The organism is Aeromonas fluvialis (genome assembly GCF_000819885.1).
Classification (GTDB): domain Bacteria; phylum Pseudomonadota; class Gammaproteobacteria; order Enterobacterales; family Aeromonadaceae; genus Aeromonas; species Aeromonas fluvialis.
Map to the genome: position 1 here is coordinate 39,050 of NZ_CDBO01000068.1, position 24,570 is coordinate 63,619.

A 24,570-nucleotide genomic window follows, 5' to 3' on the forward strand; every position below is an offset into this window, starting at 1 on the left:
GCGTCCAGATTAGTTAACAGCGTCTTTCAGGGCCTTGCCGGCTTTGAAGGCAGGAACTTTACCAGCAGCGATTTCGATGGTCGCGCCTGTTTGCGGGTTACGGCCAGAACGGGCAGCGCGTTCGCGCACAGCGAAGGTACCGAAACCAACCAGAGCAACCTGGTCACCCTCTTTCAGTGCTTCACCAACAGCATCAATGAAAGCATCCAGCGCACGGCCAGCAGCGGCTTTGGAGATATCAGCACCGTCTGCAATCTTGTCAATCAGTTGAGATTTATTCACTCTTATATTCCCCTTTTATCGAACATCGCTGCGGCGCCGATTTCCCTGGCCACAACAAGTGGAGGTTTTATAGCAAGCCTCCTGATCAGTTGCAAGTGACAATCTGGCGCAAACCCGCGCCACACAACGCATTGCGACTCATCACGAGTACCCGATCGGTGGTCAAGGCTACTTCCGTTATCAGACGCATGCAAGCCTTAACCACCCACCGAATGCGCCAAATTTGCGGCGCATCAACATTTACACAGCAGAAACCCGTTCAAACCCCTGCGGATTCTCCTGCAACGCCAGTTCCAGCACCTCGTCAATCCAGCGAACCGGATAAATTTCAAGGTCTTGTTTGACGTTGGCCGGGATCTCCTCGAGGTCACGCTCGTTCTCTTTCGGAATAAGCACTCGCTTGATGCCGCCACGATGCGCTGCCAGCAACTTCTCCTTGAGACCACCGATGGGCAGCACTTCGCCGCGCAGGGTGATCTCTCCTGTCATCGCCACATCAGCACGAACCGGATTACCGGTCAAGCTGGAGACCAGGGCGGTACACATGGCGATACCGGCGCTCGGACCATCTTTCGGGGTTGCCCCTTCCGGCACGTGCACATGGATATCGCGCTTCTCATAGAAGTCCGCATTAATGCGCAGCTTCTCGGCACGGGTCCGCACCACCGTCATGGCAGCCTGGATGGACTCCTGCATCACTTCACCGAGAGAGCCGGTATAAGTGAGCTTGCCCTTACCCGGCATGTTGGTGGTTTCGATGGTGAGCAGATCGCCCCCCACTTCGGTCCACGCCAGACCACACACCTGGCCAATCTGGTTCTGATCGGTCGCCTTACCGTAGTCAAAGCGCTGAACCCCGAGGAACTCCTTGAGGTTCTCCTGGTTGACCAGAACATGCTTGATGCTCTTGTCCAGTAGGATGCGTTTGACCGCCTTGCGACAGATCTTGGAGATTTCGCGCTCCAGGCTGCGTACCCCCGCCTCGCGGGTGTAGTAACGGATCACACCGATCAAAGCGGAATCCTCGATGGTGATCTCGGACTCTTTCAAGCCGTTACGCTGGATCTGCTTGGCAACCAGATGCTGCTTGGCAATGTTGAGCTTCTCATCTTCCGTGTAACCGGAGAGACGGATCACTTCCATCCGGTCCAGTAAGGGGCCCGGTATGTTCATGGAGTTGGAGGTGGCCACGAACATCACGTCCGACAGGTCATAGTCCACTTCCAGGTAGTGATCGTTGAAGCTGTTGTTCTGCTCCGGATCCAGCACTTCCAGCAGCGCAGAGGCGGGATCACCGCGCATGTCCGAGCTCATCTTGTCGATCTCGTCGAGCAGGAACAGCGGATTCTTCACGCCGACTTTCGCCATCTTCTGGATGAGCTTGCCCGGCATGGAACCTATGTAGGTGCGGCGATGACCGCGGATCTCCGCCTCGTCACGCACGCCCCCTAAGGCCATACGCACGTATTTGCGACCGGTCGCCTTGGCAATGGATTGGCCCAGCGAGGTCTTGCCCACACCGGGAGGTCCAACCAAACAGAGGATGGGGCCCTTGAGCTTGTTCACCCGCGCCTGTACCGCCAGATATTCGAGGATGCGATCCTTGACCTTTTCAAGGCCATAGTGATCGGCATCCAGCACCTCTTGCGCCTTGCCCAAGTCTTTCTTGACCTTGGAGCGCACCTTCCACGGCACCTGTACCATCCAGTCCACATAGCTGCGAACCACGGTAGCCTCGGCGGACATGGGAGACATCATCTTCAGCTTGGCAAGCTCGGCCAGGGCCTTTTCACGAGCGTCTTCCGGCATGCCCGCCTCTTCAATCTTGCGATTGAGGGCTTCAAACTCGTCCGGACTATCTTCCAGCTCACCCAGCTCTTTCTGGATGGCCTTCATCTGCTCGTTGAGGTAATACTCGCGCTGGCTCTTCTCCATCTGCTTCTTGACGCGCGTGCGGATGCGTTTCTCGACCTGCAACAGGTCAATCTCCGACTCCATCATCGCCATCAGGAATTCGATGCGCTCGGAGACGGAGACAATTTCCAGCACCTTCTGCTTGTCTTCCAGCTTGAGCGGCATGTGGGCGGCCATGGTATCGGCCAGACGCGCCGCATCATCGATCGCCGAAATCGAGGTGAGTACCTCCGGCGGGATCTTCTTGTTAAGCTTGATATAGCCTTCAAACTGACCGATGGCGGAACGAACCAGGACTTCCTGATCCTTGTCGTCAATAGCCTTGGAAGGGATGTACTGGGCCTCGCAGACAAAGAAATCCTTGTCGTCGATCATCCGCTCCAGGCGGGCACGCTGTCCCCCCTCTACCAGCACCTTGACGGTGCCATCCGGTAGCTTGAGCATCTGCAGAATATTGGCCACTGTCCCGACGGTGAAGATCTCCTCCACGGTCGGCTCATCGGTTGATGCATCCTTCTGGGCCACCAGCAGAACTTTCTTGTCCTGCTCCATGGCCGCTTCCAGACAGCGAATGGATTTTTCCCGCCCCACAAAGAGTGGAATGACCATATGGGGGTAAACCACCACGTCACGAAGAGGCAGGACGGGAATCTCGATGCGTTCTGAACGCTCTAGGTTCATATATGTCCTCTCGGCTTGTTATACCGTTGGCAAAGCGCTTGGCTGAGTATATGGGGGCGCTGAGATGAGATTCAATCGCCGAAACCGCAAAAAGCATGAAAGGGGCAAAAAGCCCCTTTCATTTGATTAAAAATCAGACATTTACTCTGATGCGGCCGCCTGGGTCTCGGCATTTTCATAGATCATCAGGGGGGCAGAGTCCCCTTTGATCACGGTCTCGTCGATCACCACCTTGCTAACCCCCTCCAGAGAAGGTAGGTCATACATGGTATCGAGCAGCACGGCTTCCACGATGGAACGCAGGCCGCGGGCGCCGGTTTTGCGCTCCATCGCCTTGCGGGCAATGGCGTGCAATGCATCTTCACGGAACTCGAGTTCAACCCCTTCCAGATCGAACAATGCAGCATACTGCTTGGTCAGCGCATTTTTCGGCTCTTGCAGGATCTGGATGAGGGCAGCCTCGTCCAGCTCGGTCAGGGTTGCGACCACCGGCAGACGACCGATGAACTCGGGGATCAGACCGTACTTGATCAGATCTTCCGGCTCCACCTTGGCGAAGGTCTCGCTCAGGGTCGCCTTGGCATCCTTGGATTTCACCTCGGCACTAAAACCGATACCGGTTCCTTTCACGGAACGCTGCTCGATCACCTTGTCCAGACCGGCAAAGGCACCGCCACAGATGAAGAGGATCTTGGAGGTATCTACCTGCAAGAACTCTTGCTGCGGATGCTTGCGACCACCTTGCGGCGGCACGGAAGCAATGGTCCCTTCGATCAGCTTGAGCAGTGCCTGCTGTACCCCTTCCCCGGAGACATCGCGGGTGATGGAGGGGTTGTCCGACTTGCGGGAGATCTTGTCGATCTCGTCGATGTAGACGATGCCACGCTGGGCCTTCTCTACGTCGTAGTCGCACTTTTGCAGCAGCTTCTGGATGATGTTCTCTACATCCTCGCCCACATAACCGGCTTCGGTCAGGGTGGTCGCATCGGCCATGGTGAACGGCACATCCAGCAGACGAGCCAGAGTCTCGGCCAGCAGGGTTTTGCCACTACCGGTCGGGCCAATCAGCAGAATGTTGGATTTTCCGAGCTCCACACCACTGTTTTCGCCGCTATTACGCAGACGCTTGTAGTGGTTGTAGACGGCAACGGCCAACACCTTCTTGGCATACTCCTGCCCGATCACATAGTCATCGAGATGAGCGCGGATCTGATGGGGGGTCGGCAGCTCGTTACCATCTCGCTTGGGGGAGATCTCACGGATCTCTTCGCGGATGATGTCGTTGCACAGCTCGACACACTCATCGCATATGTAGACGGAAGGGCCAGCGATCAGCTTGCGCACTTCATGCTGGCTTTTGCCGCAAAAAGAGCAGTAGAGCAGCTTGTCACCCTCACCCTTGCGTTTCTCTGTCATTCAGCAACCTCGTTTTATCAATAGAGGATGGATCGGCCTGTTGAGTTTACAACAGACCGGGACACCCTGCTCAGCTACGCTGGCTCAGAACACCGTCTACCAGACCATAGGCCACGGCCTGCTCGGCGGACATGAAGTTGTCGCGATCGGTATCACGCTCAATGGTAGCAATCTCCTGACCGGTGTGGAACGCCAAACGATCGTTCAAGGTATTCTTGATCTTCAGGATCTCCTGGGCATGGATCTGAATATCAGATGCCTGACCCTGGAAGCCGCCCAGCGGCTGGTGGATCATCACCCGGGCACTCGGCAGACAGAAACGCTTGCCCTTGGCACCCGCAGCCAGCAGGAAGGCCCCCATGGAGCAGGCCTGACCCATACAGATGGTGCTGACATCCGGCTTGATGAACTGCATGGTGTCATAAATTGACATACCGGCAGTCACCGAACCACCCGGTGAGTTGATGTAGATATAGATGTCCTTGTCCGGGTTCTCGGACTCAAGGAACAGCAACTGAGCCACCACCAGATTGGCCATCTGATCTTCGACCTGACCGGTCAGGAAGATCACCCGCTCTTTCAGCAGACGGGAATAGATGTCGTAGGAACGCTCCCCCTTTGCGGTCTGCTCTACCACCATAGGGATGAGTGCATTGCGCGGGGATTCCGTTACATCATTATAGTTTTTATACATAAGGCATTGTCCCTAAAATAAAATGGCCCGAGTGGAGATCACACGAGCCATTATACTTAACAGTCTTGACCTTAAGTCAAATGTTCTTAGGCAGCGGTGCCAGACTTGTTGATCACGTCGTCAAAGGCAACTTCTTTTTCGGTCACTTGCGCTTTGGAGAGGATCAGGTCGATGGCTTGATCTTCAACTGCCAGGTTACGAACGCCATTCAGCATCTGTTCGTTCTTCTGGTAGTACTCGATCACTTCCTTCGGATCTTCGTAGGCAGTCGCCATGGACTCGATGATGCTGGTCACCCGTGCATCGTCAGCCTTGATCTCGTTGGTGCGGATCACGTCGCCCAGCAGCAGGCCTACGCGTACACGACGCTCGGCTTGAGCCTGGAACAGTTCAGCCGGCAGCTCAGGTGCGTTGCCGCCCTGGAAACCACCGAAGCGCTGCAGAGCCTGCTGACGCAGGGTGTCGATCTCTTGAGCAACAGCAGCCTTCGGCAGGTCGATCAGGTTGGCTTCAACCAGACCGTTCAGAACCTGCTCTTTCACACTGTTTTTCAGGGCTTGAGCCAGTTCGCGCTCCATGTTCTTGCGCACTTCGGCTTTCAGCTCTTCAACAGAACCGCTCTCGATGCCGAAACGCTTGACGAACTCTTCGGTCAGCTCAGGCAGGATCTGCTCTTCAACCTTGATCAGCTTGGAAGCGAACTTGGCTTCTTTGCCTTTCAGGTTTTCAGCATGGTAGTCAGCCGGGAAGGTCACTTCGATGGTGAACTCGTCGCCCGCTTTCTTGCCCAGGATGGCGTCTTCGAAGCCCGGGATCATGCGGCCAGCGCCCAGTACCAGGTTGAAGCCTTCGGCTTTGCCGCCGTCGAACTCTTCACCGTCAATGGAACCGACGAAGTCCAGAGTAACACGCATCTCATTGGCAGCGGCGGCGTCGACGTCAGCCCAGGTAGCGTGCTGCTTGCGCAGGGTGTCGATCATGTTGGCCAGATCTTCATCCTTGACAGATGCAACCGGCTTCTCGACCTTGATTGTATCGAGACCAGCAACTTCGAACTCCGGGTACACTTCGAACGTGGCAGTGAATTCGAAATCCTGACCTTCCTGGATCTCTTTCGGATCCATGGTCGGGGCACCGGCCGGGCTCAGTTTGTTCTCGATGATGGCCTTGATGAAGTTGCTCTGCATCATTTCATCAGCAACACGGGCGTGAGCCATGGCGCCGAACATCTTCTTGATGATGGCAACCGGAGCCTTGCCAGGACGGAAACCGTCGATACGACGGGTTTTGGCCAGGCCATTCAATTCTTTACGCACAGCGGCGTCTACGGTAGCGGCCGGTACAGTGATGGTAAGACGGCGTTCCAGACCCTGGGTTGTCTCTACAGAAACTTGCATTCTTCTACCTCGTTCAACTCAGCACTGGGTGCTGACCCTTTATTGCCCCTGGGCAAAGCCCGGAGTCTTCCTGTTTATAAAGACAACGATATGTCTTTGTGATGAGAAAATATGACGCGGCATTATAGCGGCGCACTTTGGTCGAGTCGAGCCACACATCCCCCACATTGAGCGGCGTGCAAGCACAATTCATGCAAAACTCCCCTTTATATGGGGAGAGAGGGCCCAGACTTCAACCATCACCTGTCGATTATTTTACGCTGGTTGACCTTTTTTCTGCATAAATCCGGTTGTTCTCTCATATTGAATGCCAAAATGCGGGGAAATTGACCTGTCATCCCCGGCAACGACTCGATTTATTCCGCCAAATGGCGATTGGGCCAATCAACCGTTGCGTCCCTCCCCCTCCCTCGTTATGGTGGCAACCAAAATGATGTATCTGGAGTCACTCACATGGCCTTTTTCCGCTTCTTGTTCAATCTGCTCTGGTTTGTACTGGGAGGTATCTTTATGGGCCTGGCCTGGTGGCTGGCCGGTCTTATCTGCTTTATCTCGCTCATCGGCATCCCTTGGGGACGTGCCTGCTTCGTGATCGGCACCTTTACCTTCTTCCCGTTTGGCAAGCAGGCGGTCAATCGCAAGACCATGACCGGCCAGTGCGATATCGGTACCGGCACCCTGGGGCTGATTGGCAACATCCTCTGGTTCGTGTTGATCGGTATCTGGCTAGCCATCGGCCACATCGCCTCCGCACTGGCCTGCTTTGTCACCATCATCGGTATCCCGTTCGGTATCCAGCACCTCAAGCTGGCACTCATCAGTTTGGCTCCCATCGGCCAGATGATAGTGACCAACCAAGAGGCGGAAACGGGCCGCTATATCCGCTAACTGCGGGAAATGCGCGGGCAGACGCTGCCCTGCCACGAAAAAAAGGGCAGACTGGGGTCTGCCCTTTTTTATTCTCTTTTGTTGAGGCCATCATGTTACCCAGCCACTTTTTCGCCAATCTCGCCCGCATGAAACTCATCTACCGCTGGCCCCTGATGCGCAACATCCAGCCGGAAAACATCGCCGAGCACAGCCTGCAGGTGGCCATGGTGGCCCATGCCCTCGGCATCATCAAAAACCGGCTGTTTGGTGGCAGCGTGAATGCCGACCGCGCCGCCGTGATGGCGCTCTACCACGACAGCAGCGAGGTGTTGACCGGCGATCTGCCCACCCCGGTCAAATACTTCAATCCCGAAATCGCCCGTGAGTACAAAAAGATAGAGCTGGCCGCCGAGCAGCGTCTGCTTGGCATGCTGCCGCAGGAACTGGTGGAGGATTTTCGCCCGCTGCTCGATTCGGCAGCCCAGGATGGCGAGCTGGCCAGGCTGGTCAAGGATGCCGACACCCTCTGCGCCTATACCAAGTGCCTCGAAGAGATTAACGCGGGCAACCGGGAGTTTGAACCGGCTCGCAAACGACTCGAAGCCATGCTGACAGCCCGGATGAGCGATGAGATGCGCTACTTTATCGATGTCTTTGTACCAAGCTTTTCGCTGCCGCTCGATGAACTGAACGCACACTAAGCAAGGTCACTCGACCTGAAAACCGAAGGGCCCGCCGGTTTGCACCGGCGGGCCCTTTGTTATTTTCAACCATTCAGATGCGACGCATCAGTGACCCAGCTCGCGGGACGGCACCAGACCGCTCGCCCGCCAGGCGGGATAGAGGGTCGCCACCAGACTCATCAGGATGGCGGCGCCTGTCACGATGAGCAGATCCTCCATATGCAACTCGGTCGGCAAGAAGTCGATGAAGTAGATATCCGGATTGAGGAAGCGGTGGCCAATGAGCTTTTCGACAACGCTCAGGATCTGGGTCAGCTTGCTGGAGAGCAGGCCACCCAGCAGAGCCCCAAGCAGCGCACCGGCCACCCCGTTGACCATCCCCTGAATGACGAAGGTGAGCCGGATCTGGCCGGGGCTCGCCCCCATGGTTTTGAGGATGGCAATTTCGCTGCGCTTCTCGTTCACCGCCATCACCAGGGTGGAGACGATGTTGAAACAGGCGACGGCCACCACCATCAGCATCACCACATACATGACGGTACGCACCATCTGGATGTCCTGATAGAGGTAACCCTGGCTGTTCATCCAGCTGCGGATATAGACGTGATGGGGGAACTGCTGCGCGGCGGCCACCGTGATGGATTGCGCCTTGAGCACATCGCTCACCCGCAGGCTGAACCCCTCCACATCGCTGCCCATACCGGTGATCGCTTGCGCATCAGCCAGATGCATAAAGCCGAGCAGACCGTCGAGCTGACCGCCGATCTCCAGCAGCCCCACCACGGTCAGGGCTTCGCGGCGGGGATTCTTGATCCCGGCCTGATCGCCCCCTTGCGGCAGCAGCAGGGCGACCGAATCCCCCACCTTGACTCCCAGCTTGTCGGCGATGGTCTTGCCCAAGATCACGCCACGTTCACCCGGTTGCAGTTCACGCAGGCCGCGATCCGTCATGTATTTGCCCGCATCCGACAAGTTGGCTTCCAGATCTGGCAGCACGGCGCGCAGCTGCACCCCTTTGAGGGCGGAGCCGTGCTCCAGCAGGCCATTGAGGCGAATGACCGGCGCTGCGGCCTCGACACCCGGCTGGGCCAGCAGGTAGTCGCGCAGACGGGGCCAATCCGGCAATGGCCGCTCGACGGCGTCCAGCTCCCCTTGCGGCACGACCGAGAGCACCCGATCTTTGAGCTCCCGCTCGAAACCGTTCATGGCGGAGAGGCCCAGGATCAGCGCCATCACCCCGAGGGCGATACCGATCAGGGAAGAAGCAGAGATAAAGGCGATAAAACCGTTGCGACGGCGGGAGCGGCTGTAACGCAGGCCCAGAAAGAGGGGCAGCGGTTTGAACATCAGGCAACCTCCGCCATCACGCCGCTCACCAGGGTCACCCGGCGATGAAGCTTGGCCGCCAGACTCAAGTCATGGGTCACCACCACAAACGCAGTGCCCAGCTCACGGTTCAGCTCACACAGCAGTTCGTAAACCGCGGTGGCACTGGCGTGATCCAGATTGCCGGTGGGCTCATCCGCCAGCACCAAGCTCGGTTCGTTGACCAGCGCCCGGGCGATCGCCACCCGCTGCCGCTCGCCACCGGAGAGCTCGGAGGGACGGTGATTCAAGCGATGGGAGAGCCCCACCCGACCCAACATCTTGGTCGCCTTTTCGGTGGCAACCGCCACCGACTCACCGGCGATCAGCAGCGGCATGGCCGCATTTTCCAGCGCACTGAACTCGGAGAGCAGGTGGTGGAACTGGTAGACAAAGCCCAGCTCGCGGTTGCGAAAACGAGCCTGGGTGCGGCTGTCCCAATGGTGGATATCCTCCCCCTTGAACAGCACGGCGCCACTGGAGGGGTTGTCGAGGGCCCCCATCAGATGCAGCAGAGTGGTCTTGCCGGAGCCCGAACTCCCCACCACCGCCAGCATTTCGCCGGGCGCGACGCACAGATCGATTCCCTTGAGCACCTGAGTCTCCAGCTCCCCCTCTTTATAGACATGATTGAGCGCCTGGCAGCGCAGCAGAGGTTCACGGGATACGGCTTCATTCATAACAGGGGCTCCACTTGCCTCGGTAACAACGCTGGCACCCGCAACAACGGGGGCACCAGTCACAACAGAAGATGCATTATTCACGGCATTATTCATAACGCAGCGCCTCGGCCGGTTTCACCCGCGCGGCGCGGGCCGCCGGATAGAGGGTGGCACTGAAGCTCAGCAGCACGGCGCCCAGCAAAATGGTGATGACCTGAGCTGGCTCAACGATGACCGGCAGACCACTGCCGCCCGCCGCCATATAAAGGTTGAGCCCGACCGCATTAAGCAGAGGGTTGAGACCCAGGCTGAGCGCAAGGCCCGCCAGCCCGCCACACAGGGCGCCAATCACCCCGCTGGAGGCGCCAAGCACCATGAAGATTTTGACGATCCCCGATTCACTCATGCCCATGGTGCGCAGGATGGCCACTTCGCCCTCCTTGTCCGTCACCACCATCACCAGCGCAGAAAGGATGTTGAAGGTTGCGACGGCGATGATCAGCACCAGCATCAGCCCCATCATCCGTTTTTCCATGGCGACCGCCTGGAACAGCTCGCCCCGCTCGCGGCGCCAATCCTGCCATAGCAACCCGTCCGGCAACGGCGTCTTGATCACCTCATCGGCCGCAAAGGGATCATCGAGCCAGAGGCGAATGCCACCGACGGTGTCTGTCGGCAGGCGCAGCAGCCGCTGGGCATCCCCCAGCGCGATCAGCGCAATCTGGTTATCCACATCCGCGCCGACCCCGAAGATGCCGGAGACGGTAAAGAGGCGCTGGGCCGGTACTCGGCCAAACGGGGTGAAGCGGGTCCCTTCGGTCAGGATCAGACGAACCTGATCGCCGATGGAGACATTGAGGCGGCGTGCCACCCCCTGCCCCAGCACGATGCGGTAGTGACCCGCCTGCAGGGTATCGAGGCGTCCCCCCAGCATCTGGGAGTGCAGGATGTCATCCTTGGGCCATTGCGCAGGGTCGATCCCCTGCACGCTCACCCCGGTCAGTTGGCCGGGGCTTTGCAGCATCCCTTCGCTATCGAGCATGGGGGCCGTGGCAACCACATGGGGTAGTTTGGCCAGATCCGGCAACCCTTGCGGGTCTGCATCGATGCGGCCAGCCTGATTGGTCACCACCACATGGGGGATCACCCCGAGGATGCGCCCCTTGAGCTGCCCTTCGAAACCGTTCATCACCGAAATGACCACCATCAGGGCGGCAACCCCGATGGCGATACCAAAGGTAGAAAACAGGGAGATAAATGAGACGAAGCGATTGCTGCGCTTCGAGCCTGCATAACGCAGGCCGATGGCCAGCGAAAGGGGCTGAAAAAGTCCGATCTTCAAGGATATGTACGTTGCCAACAAAATAAGATACCGGATAATAAAGGGAAACAGTCCATGACAACAAGGGATAGCCTCCATGCAGGAACAGTTCTTCAGCGTCACTCATGCCACGCCGGTCAATGTGATCCCCATGCCGGCCGACTTCCATCTTCCCTCGCTGGCGGAGCTGGACGCTGAGTTGCCGGAGCCCTTTCGGATCTCGTCCTCCATCACATCCATCGATCTGGTCACCACCCGCCTGCTGCGTAACCATCACGAGTCGATGCACGACCTGATAGAGATCGTCAATCAGCAGTCGCGCAAGATCGACATGATCATGGGTTATGTGCTCTCCCTGCAGGATCATCCCGAGCAACGCTTCCACACCTTGCGCTTCAGCGCAGGCCAGCTCACCTACCTGCACCCCCATCAGGGTCATGGAGAGGCGCCCCACCAGAACCAGATAGTGCGCCTCAAGATCTTCCTGCGGGAAGAGGCGACCGCCATCTACTGCTATGGCCAGGTCAAGCAGGTCGAGCCCGGTGAGCATGGTGCCCATGTGGTGCTCGACTATGCACGGATCCGCGAAGATGACCGTGAACTGCTGGTCCGCGCCAGCCTCCACGTGCAATCCAAACAACTCAAGCTGCGTGCCCAAGAGCGTCAGCGTTAATCACGGCCAACGCCAACGTTAAAAGAATCGAACCATGCCAATGACACTCCCCGCCTTGCCCGCCAAAGCGGGCCAAAAGATCACACTCGGCCAGCTGGTCGGCAGCAGCCTCTCGCTGATTGCAGCCCGTCTCACCAGCGAAGCCAAGGGCCCGGTACTGCTTATCACCGCCGATACCCCGAGCGCCCTGCGCCTGGAGCAGGAGCTGCACTATTTGCTGGCAAACAAGCGGCTGGCAGACAAGCAGCTGGCCGATCAACCCGCGCCCGTATTGCTGTTCCCCGATTGGGAAACCCTGCCCTACGACACCTTCTCCCCTCATCAGGACATCATCTCCCAGCGACTCGAGACCCTCTACAAGCTGCCGCAGATGAACAAGGGGGTGCTGATCGTCCCCATCTCCACCCTGATGTTGCGCTGCGCCCCCCGGGTCTATCTCGACAAATACAGCCTGATGGTAAAGGCCGGTCAGCGCCTCAATCTGCAACAACTTAGAGGGCGCTTGGCGGAAGCGGGTTACGTGGCGGTGGATCAGGTGCTGGAACATGGCGAATTTGCCGCCCGCGGCTCCCTGCTCGATCTCTTCCCCATGGGCAGCAACAGCCCCTATCGCATCGACTTCTTCGATGACGAGGTGGACTCCATCCGCCCGTTCGATCCCGAAACCCAGCGCTCCAGCGAACCGGTCAAGACGGTCAGCCTGCTGCCCGCCCGGGAATACCCTACCGACGAGGCGGCCATCGAGCTGTTTCGCGGTCAGTTCCGCGAGCAGTTCGAGCTGTCGCGGGCCGAGGGTTCCGTCTATCAGGAGGTGAGCAAGGGGCGCTGGCCCGCCGGCATCGAGTATTATCTGCCACTCTTCTTCAACCAGACCGCCAGCCTGTTTGACTACCTGCCGGAAGAGACCCTGCTGCTCACCGTGGGGGATATCTACCCCGCCGCCCAGCGTTTCTGGAACGACATCGGCCAACGCTATGAAGACAGGCGTTGGGACAACACTCGCCCCCTGCTACCCCCGGCCCAGCTCTACCTGCCGGTGGAGCAGCTCTTTGCCTCTCTCGGCCAATATGGCGCGGTGCGGCTGCAAGAGGCCGCTACCGCAGGTGATGCCGGTCAGCACGATCTGCCCATCTCCGCGCTGCCCGACCTGCAACTCGATCACAGCAAGGAGCAACCCCTGCTGGCGCTCAACCAGTTCCTGCAAGGTTTTGCCGGGCGCACCCTGTTTGCAGTGGAATCCGAAGGGCGACGGGAGGTGCTCGGCGATCTGCTGGCGCGCATCTCGCTGCAACCCAAGGAGTTCCCCTCTCTCGACGCCTTTATGGCGAGCCAGGATCGCCACGGCCTGCTGGTTGCGCCGCTTGAGCGTGGCTTCCTGTGGCAGGAGGCAGGTCAGGATCCACTGGCCCTGATCACCGAGACCGAACTGCTGGGCGGCAAGGTGCGCAGCAAGCGGGCGCGGGAGAAGAGCAAAAACTTAAGCTCCGATGCGGTGATCAGAAACCTGGGCGAGCTGACTCAGGGCCAGCCGGTGGTGCATCTGGATCACGGGGTCGGCCGCTATCTGGGGCTCGAAACCATCGACGCCGGTGGTCTGCCCACCGAGTTTTTGACTCTCGAATATGCCGGCGGTGACAAGCTGTTCGTGCCGGTCACGAGTTTGCACCTTATCAGCCGTTATACCGGATCGGATAACCCGCCCAGCCACAAGCTCGGCGGCGAAGCCTGGGTCAAGGCGCGGCGCAAGGCAGCCGAGAAGGTGCGCGACGTGGCAGCAGAACTGCTGGATGTCTACGCTCATCGCGCCGCCCGCGCCGGTTTTGCCTTCAAGCATGACAAAGAGGCCTATCGCCAGTTTGCCGCCAGCTTCCCGTTCGAGGAGACCGACGATCAGCTCAACGCCATCAATGCGGTGCTGGGAGACATGTGTCAGGCCAAGAGCATGGATCGACTGGTGTGCGGCGACGTGGGTTTCGGCAAGACCGAAGTCGCGATGCGGGCGGCATTTGTGGCCGTGCACGGCGGCAAGCAGGTTGCCGTGCTGGTGCCCACCACCCTGCTGGCGCAACAGCACTACGACAACTTCCGCGACCGCTTCGCCAACTGGCCGGTGCGGGTCGAGGTGCTGAGCCGCTTCCGCTCCGCCAAGGAGCAGACCGCTGTGATGAAAGAGCTGGCAGAAGGCAAGGTGGACATCATCATCGGCACCCACAAACTGCTCGGCGCCGAACTCACCTTCAAGGATCTGGGACTGTTGGTGGTCGACGAGGAGCACAGATTCGGGGTGCGCCAGAAGGAGAAAATCAAGGCGCTGCGGGCCGACGTGGACATCCTCACCCTCACCGCCACCCCTATTCCGCGCACCCTCAACATGGCGATGGCCGGCATGCGGGATCTCTCCATCATCGCCACCCCGCCCGCCAAGCGACTCGCCATCAAGACCTTTGTCCGCCAGCACGAACCGGCTGTGGTGCGCGAGGCGGTGCTGCGGGAACTCAAACGCGGCGGACAGGTCTATTACCTGCACAACGACGTGGAGAGCATCGAGAAGTGCGCCGCCGATCTGGCGGAGCTGGTGCCGGAGGCGCGCATCGGCATCGCCCACGGCCAGATGCGCGAGCGCGACCTTGAGCGGATCATGTCCGACTTCTACCATCAGCGCTTCAACCTGCTGGTCTGCACCACCATCATCGAGACCGGCATCGACGTGCCGAGCGCCAACACCATCATCATGGATCGGGCGGATCACTTAGGATTGGCCCAGTTGCACCAACTGCGGGGCCGGGTTGGCCGCTCCCACCATCAGGCCTATGCCTACCTGCTCACCCCCCATCCCAAGCTGATGACCAAGGATGCGGCCAAGCGGCTGGAGGCGATCGCTTCGCTCGAAGATCTCGGCGCCGGGTTTGCGCTGGCGACCCACGATCTGGAGATCCGTGGTGCGGGCGAACTGCTCGGCGACGATCAGAGCGGCCAGATTGAATCGGTCGGCTTCACCCTCTACATGGAGATGCTGGAGCAGGCGGTCGAGGCGCTGAAAAATGGCAAGGAGCCGTCGCTGGAGCAGCTGATGAGCCAGCACACCGAGGTGGAACTGCGCCTGCCTGCACTGTTGCCGGATGATTATATTCCGGACGTCAACATGCGCCTCTCCATGTACAAGCGGATTGCCAGTGCGGCGGACGAGCAGGAGCTGCGAGAGCTGAAAGTGGAGCTGATCGACCGCTTTGGCCTCTTGCCGGAGGCGACCAAAACCCTGCTGGAGCTGGCCGCCTTCCGCCAGCGTGCCACTGCCCTTGGCATTCGCCGCGTGGAGATGAGCGAGCGCGGCGGCTATCTGGACTTCACCCAGGAGACCAAGGTCAATCCGGCCTATCTGGTCAAGCTGCTCTCCAGCCAGCCAAGGGTCTACAAGATGGACGGGCCGACCCGGCTGCGTTTCCAGGTGCCGACCCAGGATCGCGCCATGCGCCTGAAACTGGTCGATGGTTTGCTGGCAGATCTGGCCAACAACAGCCTGTGAGTCTATGCAACGCTGGCGGCAAGCCAGACAGATAACACCAACTAAAACGGGAGCCAAATCGGCTCCCGTTTTTTATTTGCTATCTGTCAGCTGCGTACTATCAGCCCTGGTTGGCCGGATCCTCGTGGGCGGAGAATTCACGCATAAAGGCCTCGGCACGCTCCACCATCTTGGTCGAGCCCACGAAGTAAGGGGTACGCTGGTGCAGCGCGGTGGGCTGGATATCCATGATCCGGCCAAAGCCGTCGGAGGCCTTGCCACCGGCCTGCTCCACCAAAAATGCCATCGGGTTGCACTCATAGAGCAGGCGCAGTTTGCCGTTCGGCGAGTTGGTGCCGGACGGATAGATGTAGATGCCGCCCTTGAGCAGGTTGCGATGGAAATCGGAGACCAGAGAGCCGATATAGCGGGAGGTGTAGGGCCTGCGAGTCGCCTCGTCGCGCTCCTGACAATATTTGAGGTACTTCTTCACCCCGTCCGGGAACTTGATGTAGTTGCCCTCGTTGATGGAGTAGATCTTGCCCTCTTCCGGAATACGGATGTTCTCGTGGGAGAGGCAGAAGCAGCCGATAGAGGGATCGTAGGTAAAGCCGTTGACGCCAAAACCGGTGGTGTAGACCAGCATGGTAGAGGAGCCGTAGACCACATAACCGGCGGCAACCTGACGGTTGCCCGGTTGCAGAAAGTCCTCCAGCGTCACCGGCGAACCCTGCGGGCTCAAACGACGGTAGATGGAGAAGATGGTCCCGACCGAGACGTTGACGTCGATATTGGAGGAGCCGTCGAGCGGGTCGATCAGCACCACGTACTTGGAATTCTTGGAGAGCGGCGAGTCAAAGGCCACGAAGTCCTCTTCCTCTTCCGAAGCCATACCGCACACCTCGCCGCGCGCCTCCAGCGCCGCCTTGAAGCGTTCGTTGGCGTAGACATCCAGCTTCTGCTGCACCTCCCCCTGTACGTTTTCAGCGCCCATGGAGCCGATGATGTCCGCCAGCCCCGCCTTGTTGATCTCCCGGTTCACCACCTTGGCAGCAAGACGGATCGAGCTGAGTAACGAGGTCAGCTCGCCGGTCGCGGTAGGATAATCCGCCTGCTTTTTGACGATGAACTCACCCATGGTGATCATATTTCGCATTTTTGTTCCTTTAGATCGCATTCGTTGACCCTGAAAACGTTTGCAGGCGTCAGCAAAAAAAATGCCGATCACCGGCGGCCTTGATTTGTAACCTAATGTAACATCTGTTTTTTGTTTTTGCAGCGAATTAAGCGGCCTATTAAATAGGCTATTTCGCCTCGCGTTATGGTAAAAGGCGCTTTTCATTCGGTTTCAATCGATAACTTCCGGCCTCTTAATTCGTGGCAATAACCTGCGGCAAGCCATGAGCTGACTGGCCTTGGGCCATTAAAAATGGAGTCTGATGGGACTGCTGCTCCCTCAGCCATTGCCTCTTGAGATCCAATCGCCAATCCAGCACACTGATTTCGCTTTGGAAGCAAATAAAACTCAAGGATTATCAATGAACAAGACTCTCATTGCCGGCATGGTAGCCGGACTGTTTGCCCTTCCCGCCTGGGCTGCCCAGGTGCCTGCCGGTACCAAGCTGCTGCCGGATGCCCAACAAATCTACGTGACCAATATCGGCACCGAACCCACCACCATCGACCCCCAGCTGGTAGAAGAGACCGCCGGTAGTGCCATCGTCAACGATCTGTTTGAAGGGCTCTATGAGCTGGATAGTACCGGCAAGATCAAGCCAGCAGGCGCCGTCAGCTACGACGTCGACAAAACCGGTACCGTCTACACCTTCAAACTGAGGCCCGAGGCCAAGTGGTCCAACGGTGAACCAGTCACTGCCGCCGATTATGTCTACGGCTGGCAACGGGCGGCCGATCCCAAGACTGCCTCCAACTACGCCTGGTTTATCGAGCTGACCGGAGTAGTCAATGCAAGCGAGGTGACCCAGGGCAAGAAGAGCCCGTCAGAGCTCGGGATCAAGGCGCTCGATGACCACACCCTGCAGGTCACCCTGAAAAATCCGGTTCCCTTCTTCCTGAAGACGCTGGCCCACTACACCACGTTCCCGGCCCCCAAGGCCACCATCGAAAAATTCGGCAAGGATTGGGTCAAACCGGGCAATATCGTCTCCAACGGTGCCTTTGTACTCAAGGAGTGGACCCCCAACGAGCGGCTGAGTGCCGAGCGCAATACCCACTACTGGAACAACCAGCACACCGTCCTGAACAAGGTGATCTATCTGGAGATCGTCTCTGAAACCGCCGCCTACAACCGCTATCGCACCGGTGAACTGCACTACACCACTTATCCGCTGGAGCAGTACAAGCAGCTCAAGAGCAAGAGCCCGGAAGAACTGGTCAGCGTCCCCACGCTGGCCAGCTATTACTATGTCTTCAATACCCAGCGCAAACCGTTCGATGACCCGAAAGTACGCAAGGCGCTCTCGCTGGCCATCGACCGGGAGACCATCACCGACAAGATCCTGGGACAGGGACAAATTGCCGCATATAGCTTCACGCCCCCCATTGTGGACGGTTTTGAATTGAAAAAACCGGCCAGCCAGCTGCAGAGCAAAGAGGCGCGGATCAAGCAGGCCAAAGCCCTGCTGGCCGAAGCGGGTTATGGCCCGGACAAGCCACTCACAGTGGACATTCTCTACAACACCAACGAGAGCCACAAAAAGATCGCGCTGGCCGTCTCCTCCATGTGGAAACACACCCTGGGGGTCACTGCCACCCTCAACAACATGGAGTGGAAGACCATGGTATCGGCACTGAACGAGGGGGATTTCGGAGTGAGCCGCTATGGCTGGAACGGGGATTATAACGATGCCTCCACCTTCCTCGACATCATGACCTCCAGCAGCAGTGCCAACAGCGGCAAGTGGTTCAACAAGGAGTACGACGCCCTGCTGGCCAAGGCCCACGACTCGCTGGATCCCGCTGAACGCAATGCCCTGTATCAACAGGCAGAGGCACTCATTGATGCGGATGCCCCCATCGCCCCCATCTATTTCTCGGTCAAATCCAGGTTGCTCAAGCCTTTCGTGAAAGGCTACCCCCACCTTAACCCGCAGGATGTGGTCTACAGCAAGGAGCTCTATCTGGTTGCCCAGTAACAGGCCCGGCAAGATGTGACCATAAAAAGCGCCTGCATTGCTGCAGGCGCTTTTCATTGGCGACCAGCAGGCCACTTGGCCCATCTACGCTTTCGCGCAAGATTACTCTTCGGGACAAGGAGCCAACACCACCCTACGGCGCCCCACCACCACCGGCCGCACCAGCAGCTGTGCCAGCAAGACCCCCAGCAGGGTCAGACCGCCCCCGATCAGGTGATAGCTGGTCAGTCGCTCGCCCAGCAGGGTGATGGCAAGGCCAGCCGTCATCACCGGCAGCAGGTTCATGAAGATGGCGGTACGGTTGGCACCGAGCAGGGAGATCCCCTGCATCCAGAGCCAGGGAGAGAGCGCCGAGGTAGGAATGCCGGCATAGAGGATCAGCCACAGGGCGCGTCCATCCGGCCAGTGGCCATCCACCAGCAGGAAAAAGGGCGTCAGCAACAACACGCTGCAGAGCACCTGACCATAGAGCAGCGACCAGTTGTCGAGCCCCAGATCCCACTTCTTGAGCAGTACGCTGTATAACGCATAGGTGCTGGCCGACAGCAGCATATAGACAGAACCGATATGAATGCCCCGGGTCAGCAGTGCAGCAGGATCCCCCTGCCCCAGCAAAATAGCCAACCCGGCAAGAGAGAGGATCCCCCCCACCAGCGCGCCCCAGGTCGGACGCTCATGCAGCAGCCAGATGCTGAGCAGCAGGGTGAGCAAGGGGGTCAAGCCCATCATCAGGCCGATCTCGGTAGCGCCGAGGGTCTGCGCGGCGTAATAACCAAAGGTCTGGTTGAGCACCATGCCCAGCAGCGCCAGCGTGGCGATTTGCCACCACCCGGCCAGCAACCTGGCCCGTACACGCCAGACGCGCCGGATCAGAAAAGGGGTCAGGATCAGAGCGGCGACCGTCCAGCGTGACCAGGCCAGCGCGGCAGGAGAGAGGATACCAACTGCCAGTTTGCTGACAATGCCATTGCCAGCCCAGATGGCAATGCAGGAGAAGGGAAACAGAAAAGCAAGGGGCATGAGAGATCCCAGATCACAGAAAAGAGAGGAGCCGGGAAGTATAGGGGGCAACGAGGGATAAACAAAGACATCAACAGGATCGGGCCATTACCAGAGCCCCTTCACCAGATACAAATATGCCCGGAAAGTGCGGGCATATCGATGCAGAAACAGGTTCAGAAGCACATCAGGCTGCATCCATGTGCAGTCTGGAGATCAGCTCGTTGACCTCGGTGACTGTCTGGCGGTGGGGAATATCCGCAGGATTCGGCATCAGCAACAAACCGGATTGGAAATCAAACCGCCCCCGACCATGGATGTAAATCCGACCTTTAAAGAAGGTTTTGACATGCTTTGCCACCATGAGTGGCAGGTACTTCTTGAACACTCTCATCGTTTGCAACCTCTTGCAGTTGTATCCGTATGACAGCAGCTTCTGCGAATTAATTCCGTAAAATATTTATAAAAATCCGGAAAACTCGCCCACCTCTTCCCGAAAAATTCAATTCATAACTTTTTATTAACTTTTAGCCTATTGTATGCGGCCCTTCGAGCCAGAGCAAGGTGCCTTTGCCATCGCACCACTCGATACAGGCGATGCCCGAGGTGGCGAACATGGGGGCTCCTGCGGCCGGGCAGAGACTTTGCACCAGATAACCCACCAGCGGCAGATGGCTGACCATCAGGATCTGGTCGTGTTGTGCAGCCAGGGCGGTGAGGTAGCTGGCCACGAACGCGGTATCTCCGTAAGGGGTAATATCACCGCTCTCTTCGACGGCTGCTGCGTCAGGCAAATCATTGCATATGGCTTGCCAGGTTTGGCGGGCTCGCAGATAGTTGCTGTGTATCACCCGATCCAGCGGGCCGACCAACTGAGGTGCCAACCAGCGAGCCATTTGAATCGACTCGTCAATACCCTGCTCGGTCAATGGACGCTGTTCATCTGTTTTCGCATTCATGCCAGCTTGGCCATGACGCATGATATAGATCTTCATTACAACCTCGCCCAACGGGCCTGTTTTGATAGCCGGGGGATCTTACCCCGCTACGGGAGTGGAAACAATTGCGCTACCTCTCAGAAAAGGGTTTGCCTGACGGGATAGCGGGGTCGATAATCATGTTTAAATTCAAATAAATCCAACGTGAGTCACACGCCAATGAGCCCATATGCCAGTCCCAACGACCATCGGCAATACCATTATCTGGAGCTGGCCAACCGGCTCAGGGTCTTGTTGATTTGTGATCCCGATACCGACAAATCCGCCGCCTCGCTGGCCGTCAATACCGGCCATTTTGACGATCCCGCCGACCGGCAGGGGATGGCCCATTTTCTGGAGCACATGCTATTTCTCGGCACCTGCACCTACCCCAAACCCGGAGAATACCAGCAGTTCATGAGCCGTCATGGCGGCAGCAACAACGCCTGGACCGGTACCGAATTCACCAACTTCTTCTTCGAGATCGATAACGGCTTCTTCGAAGCGGGGCTGGATCGCTTCTCCCAGTTCTTCATCTGCCCCACGTTTGATCCTGAATGGGTGGATAAAGAGCGCAACGCCGTCGACTCCGAGTATCGCCTCAAGCTGCAAGACGACATGCGCCGCAGCTATCAGGTGCATAAAGAGACGGTCAATCCGGCGCACCCCTTCTCCAAATTCTCGGTGGGCAACCTCGATACCCTGGCCGACCTGCCTGGGCGCGATCTGCGCTCAGACCTTATCCGTTTTTACGAAAGTCACTACAGCGCGGATCGCATGGCGCTGGTGATGATCTCACCGGAATCCATCGATACCCAGCTTCAGTGGGGCTGTCGCTATTTTGCTCCCATTTTGAATCGCAATTTGGGAACGCCGACCCTAACCATGCCGCTCTACCGGCTCGATGATCTCGGCGTGCGCATCCACATCAATCCGGTCAAGGAGACCCGCAAGCTGTCGCTCAGCTTCCCCTTGCCCAATGTGGACGAGTTTTACGACAAAAAGCCCCTCACCTTCCTGAGCCATCTGATTGGCTACGAGGGGGATGGTAGCCTGCTCTCCCTGCTCAAGGCGAAAGGCTGGGTCAACCAACTCTCGGCGGGCGGTGGCATCAGTGGCGCCAACTTCAAGGATTTTGGCGTCAACTTCGGCCTCACGCCCCTGGGACTTGAGCATATGAACGACATCCTCGCCGCCCTGTTTGGCTATCTGAAGCTAATTGCCCGCGAAGGGTTGCAGAGCTGGCGTTACGACGAAAAACGGACCGTACTCGAATCGGCGTTTCGCTTTCAGGAGCGCGGCCGCCCCCTCGATACCGTCTCAGGATTGGTGCTCAATCTCTTTAGCTACCAGCCTGAGGAGCTGCTCTACGGCGACTACATGATGCGCGAATATGACGAGCCGCTGATCCGCCGCTTTCTCACCAAGCTCACCCCGCACAATCTGCGCATCACCATTACCGCACCGGAGGTAGCGACCGATCGACTGGCGCGCTGGTATCAAACCCCTTACAGCGTGGCGACCATCACCGAGACCGAGAAGATCCGCTGGCAGCAGAGCGAGCCGGATCCGGCGCTGGCCCTGCCCAAGCCCAACCCCTTTATCAGCAGCCGGCTCGATCCACGCACGCCAAAGCTTACCGCTGACATGCCTACCGGCCTTATCGATCGCCCTGGTTTTCGCCTCTGGCACCTCCATGAGCACCTGTTCAACGTGCCCAAAGGCAATCTCTATATCTCCATCGATAGCGCACATGCGGTGAAAAATCCGCGCAATATCGCCATGGCGCGCCTCGCCGTGGAGCTCTTGGCCGATCACCTCAACGCTCTCACCTATCCGGCAGAGCTGGCGGGACTGGGCTACCAGATCTATGCCCATCAGGGGGGGTTTACTATCAACCTGAGCGGCTTTGCCGACAAGCAACCGCTCTTGCTCGATATGATCCTCAGCAATCGCACGTTGGGGTATCCTGATCCGGACCGCTTTAGCGAGATCAAAGAGCAGCTCATTCGCAACTGGGAAAACCAGTCCAAGGCGCGCCCCATCTCCCAACTCTTTAACCAGCTCACCAGCCTGTTGCAACCAAACAACCCGCCGTTCGAGCAGTTGCTGCGCCACCTGCGCACCGTCGAGCTCTCCGAGATGCCCGCCTTCGTGGCCCAACTGTTTGGTGAGGTGCATGTCGAGGCGCTGGTGCACGGCGACTGGACCGCCGCCGAAGCGCTGGAACTGGCGGCCCTGATGGAGCGCCACCTGAGCGATATCAATGGCACCAGTAGCAAACCGAGCGATGAGACCCGCCGCCCGCTCATCTCCATTCAGGACAGGGGCACCCTTATTCGCGAACAGGGTTGTGATCACGAGGACTCGGCGCTCTTGGTCTACTACCAGTCCCGCACCACCCGGGCGCGGGATCTCGCCTGCTTTACCCTGGCGAACCACATTATGTCCTCCACCTTCTTCCACGAACTGCGCACCCGCCAGCAACTGGGGTATGTGGTGGGCGCCGGCAACCTGCCCCTCAATCGCCACCCGGGGCTGATCTTCTATATCCAGTCACCCGTGGCGGGGCCGCAGATCCTGCTCGATGCGGTGGAGGAGTTTATCGACCTCTTCCCGCTCGCCATGCTCGAATTCACCGAGCAGCAGTGGCAGGAGAGCAAGGCGGGGCTGCAAGCCCAGTTGAGCGAGCGGGATGCCAACCTGCGCAGTCGCGGCCAGCGACTGTGGGTCAGCATCGGCAACAAGGATCTGGGGTTCGATCAGCGGGAACGGGTCTGCGACGAGGTGGGCAAGTTGAGTCGTGCCGATCTGGTGCGCTTTATTACCCAGCTGCGTTCGCGCACCTCCGATCGGCTGATCCTCTGCAGCTATGGCCAGGGGCATGAACATGATGAGCGGATCACCGGCCAGTTTATCGATGATCCACAGGCATTTCGGCTCAATGCCGCCACCTTCGAGGCCTGATCAGGCCTCGCTATCCCCCGTTTTTCCTTCCCACCGCAAATCGCAAGCAATAAAAAGCCGACCCATCAGGGTCGGCTGGAAAAACCATAACAAGTGCGACCAAAGCCGCCAAAAGTGAACATGAGCGTGAAAATCAGACACTGATCTGCCGATCAGCAAGCGGGACAGACCCGATACTCGCTTTTCAATGCCAACAGTGATTGAGAAACAGCCTCATAGTAGGCTCTCCCCCCGAGAGTCACGTTGATCTACGTCAAAGGAGGTAGCGAAGAGCGCGCAGCCCGACGATTTGTCAGCGCGGATCACGCTTTGGCCGACCGTTAACCCCGGCGAACCAGCCGGTAGGCCACCTCATCGAAGTAGGAGAGCTGACCCGACAGTACACGCGGGTGATCCACTTCGGCGGCGCGCCCCAACACCTCAACCCGAAAGTCCCGTTCAAACAGCGCCCGTACCTCCATCTCCCCCACCGAGAAGGGGGGCTGAGTCTGCTGCTCAGGCTGATATTCAAGGGTCACCAGCAGGATCTGGCCACCGGTCTCGACAAGCGAACTGATCAGGGCCGCATACTGGCGGCGCATCGCGGTCGGCAGGGCGATCAGCGCCGCGCGATCATAGACCAGCCAGTAACGGCGACCCAGACTGGGGGCGGCGAAAAAATCCCCCTGAAAAATGCGCAGGCTGTCCACTTGATGGCACTGATAAGGGCCCACCTCGCTCACGGTCGCGGCGAGCTGGTTTTCACTGAAGAACTGGCTGACGGCAAGGCTCGATAGCTCGAAACCGTCGATTGGATGACCCTGAGCGCTCAGCCAGAGCATGTCGCGGGACTTGCCGCACAGGGGAACCAGCACCGGCTCGTCCGCTTGCTGGGCCGACCACCAGGTTTGCAGCCAGTGGTTGAAGTCCGCCTGATGAAAGCCAATCCGGTTCTCTTCCCAACGCTGATGCCAAAACGCAGCTTCCATCGTTATTACCCTTCTGAACTAAAGATGCCTCAATATCACAACTT

19 protein-coding genes are annotated in these 24,570 nt (G+C 58.4%); 6 read left to right on the plus strand and 13 right to left on the minus strand.

Features of this window, described 5'->3' with window-relative positions; genetic code table 11:
- Nucleotides 1-9: 9 nt before the first annotated feature.
- From hupB to tig, 5 genes are all read right to left on the minus strand, one after another.
- A complete protein-coding gene (hupB, locus tag BN1125_RS14535) occupies nt 10-282 on the minus strand; it encodes a nucleoid-associated protein HU-beta (protein ID WP_005315375.1) in 273 nt (90 codons plus the stop codon).
- A gap of 240 nt (nt 283-522) precedes the next feature.
- Nucleotides 523-2,877, minus strand: a complete 2,355-nt coding sequence (lon, locus tag BN1125_RS14540) for an endopeptidase La (protein ID WP_042013134.1) — start codon at nt 2,875-2,877, stop codon at nt 523-525.
- 141 nt (nt 2,878-3,018) lie between these two features.
- Nucleotides 3,019-4,293: an ATP-dependent protease ATP-binding subunit ClpX gene (gene clpX, locus BN1125_RS14545; protein ID WP_042013136.1), complete on the minus strand. Its 1,275-nt coding sequence runs from the start codon at nt 4,291-4,293 to the stop codon at nt 3,019-3,021.
- A gap of 70 nt (nt 4,294-4,363) precedes the next feature.
- Nucleotides 4,364-4,987 carry an ATP-dependent Clp endopeptidase proteolytic subunit ClpP gene (gene clpP / locus BN1125_RS14550; RefSeq protein WP_042013137.1) on the minus strand — a complete coding sequence of 208 codons (624 nt, stop codon included), beginning with the start codon at nt 4,985-4,987 and terminating at the stop codon, nt 4,364-4,366.
- A gap of 86 nt (nt 4,988-5,073) precedes the next feature.
- Nucleotides 5,074-6,384, minus strand: a complete 1,311-nt coding sequence (tig, locus tag BN1125_RS14555; RefSeq protein ID WP_042013138.1) for a trigger factor — start codon at nt 6,382-6,384, stop codon at nt 5,074-5,076.
- A gap of 453 nt (nt 6,385-6,837) precedes the next feature.
- Here tig and BN1125_RS14560 point away from each other — a divergent pair, with 453 nt between their 5' ends.
- Together BN1125_RS14560 and yfbR are read left to right on the plus strand one after the other, a co-directional pair.
- Nucleotides 6,838-7,272 carry a YccF domain-containing protein gene (locus BN1125_RS14560; RefSeq protein WP_042013139.1) on the plus strand — a complete coding sequence of 145 codons (435 nt, stop codon included), beginning with the start codon at nt 6,838-6,840 and terminating at the stop codon, nt 7,270-7,272.
- Between the two features lie 92 nt (nt 7,273-7,364).
- On the plus strand, nt 7,365-7,955 hold the full coding sequence (gene yfbR, locus BN1125_RS14565; RefSeq protein WP_042013140.1) for a 5'-deoxynucleotidase: 591 nt from the start codon (nt 7,365-7,367) through the stop codon (nt 7,953-7,955).
- An 87-nt stretch (nt 7,956-8,042) separates the two neighbouring features.
- Here the strand turns inward: yfbR and lolE are convergent, their stop codons facing one another.
- From lolE to BN1125_RS14580, 3 genes are all read right to left on the minus strand, one after another.
- On the minus strand, nt 8,043-9,284 hold the full coding sequence (gene lolE, locus BN1125_RS14570) for a lipoprotein-releasing ABC transporter permease subunit LolE (RefSeq protein ID WP_042013141.1): 1,242 nt from the start codon (nt 9,282-9,284) through the stop codon (nt 8,043-8,045).
- A complete protein-coding gene (lolD, locus tag BN1125_RS14575; protein ID WP_005336988.1) occupies nt 9,284-9,982 on the minus strand; it encodes a lipoprotein-releasing ABC transporter ATP-binding protein LolD in 699 nt (232 codons plus the stop codon). Before lolD ends, lolE begins: the two co-directional genes overlap by 1 nt.
- An 88-nt stretch (nt 9,983-10,070) precedes the next feature.
- A complete protein-coding gene (locus BN1125_RS14580; RefSeq protein ID WP_042013143.1) occupies nt 10,071-11,306 on the minus strand; it encodes a lipoprotein-releasing ABC transporter permease subunit in 1,236 nt (411 codons plus the stop codon).
- A 76-nt stretch (nt 11,307-11,382) separates the two neighbouring features.
- On the opposite strand from BN1125_RS14580, the gene BN1125_RS14585 reads away from it, so the two are divergent.
- Nucleotides 11,383-11,958, plus strand: a complete 576-nt coding sequence (locus BN1125_RS14585; protein WP_042013145.1) for a PilZ domain-containing protein — start codon at nt 11,383-11,385, stop codon at nt 11,956-11,958.
- Nucleotides 11,959-11,998: 40 nt separating this feature from the next.
- Complete coding sequence (gene mfd / locus BN1125_RS14590; RefSeq protein WP_042013146.1) at nt 11,999-15,481, plus strand: transcription-repair coupling factor; 3,483 nt, start codon at nt 11,999-12,001, stop codon at nt 15,479-15,481.
- Nucleotides 15,482-15,581: 100 nt separating this feature from the next.
- On the opposite strand, the gene fbp is transcribed toward mfd, so the two are convergent.
- Nucleotides 15,582-16,616, minus strand: coding sequence for a class 1 fructose-bisphosphatase (fbp, locus tag BN1125_RS14595; RefSeq protein ID WP_042013147.1), 1,035 nt, complete (start codon nt 16,614-16,616; stop codon nt 15,582-15,584).
- A gap of 382 nt (nt 16,617-16,998) precedes the next feature.
- Between fbp and BN1125_RS14600 the strand changes: the two genes are divergently transcribed.
- Entirely contained in the window at nt 16,999-18,615 is a 1,617-nt protein-coding gene (locus tag BN1125_RS14600; RefSeq protein WP_042013148.1) for a peptide ABC transporter substrate-binding protein, read from the plus strand.
- Nucleotides 18,616-18,717: 102 nt separating this feature from the next.
- On the opposite strand, the gene BN1125_RS14605 is transcribed toward BN1125_RS14600, so the two are convergent.
- From BN1125_RS14605 to sixA, 3 genes are all read right to left on the minus strand, one after another.
- On the minus strand, nt 18,718-19,635 hold the full coding sequence (locus BN1125_RS14605) for a DMT family transporter (protein WP_042013149.1): 918 nt from the start codon (nt 19,633-19,635) through the stop codon (nt 18,718-18,720).
- A gap of 166 nt (nt 19,636-19,801) precedes the next feature.
- A complete protein-coding gene (locus BN1125_RS14610) occupies nt 19,802-20,008 on the minus strand; it encodes a DUF1107 domain-containing protein (RefSeq protein ID WP_005336998.1) in 207 nt (68 codons plus the stop codon).
- A gap of 133 nt (nt 20,009-20,141) precedes the next feature.
- Nucleotides 20,142-20,609, minus strand: a complete 468-nt coding sequence (gene sixA, locus BN1125_RS14615) for a phosphohistidine phosphatase SixA (RefSeq protein ID WP_042013150.1) — start codon at nt 20,607-20,609, stop codon at nt 20,142-20,144.
- A 162-nt stretch (nt 20,610-20,771) separates the two neighbouring features.
- Between sixA and BN1125_RS14620 the strand changes: the two genes are divergently transcribed.
- Nucleotides 20,772-23,558, plus strand: a complete 2,787-nt coding sequence (locus tag BN1125_RS14620) for an insulinase family protein (RefSeq protein WP_042013151.1) — start codon at nt 20,772-20,774, stop codon at nt 23,556-23,558.
- 320 nt (nt 23,559-23,878) lie between these two features.
- Here the strand turns inward: BN1125_RS14620 and BN1125_RS14625 are convergent, their stop codons facing one another.
- Nucleotides 23,879-24,526 (minus strand): thiopurine S-methyltransferase, encoded by a 648-nt coding sequence (locus BN1125_RS14625; RefSeq protein WP_042013152.1) that lies wholly within the window; start codon nt 24,524-24,526, stop codon nt 23,879-23,881.
- Nucleotides 24,527-24,570 lie beyond the last annotated feature (44 nt).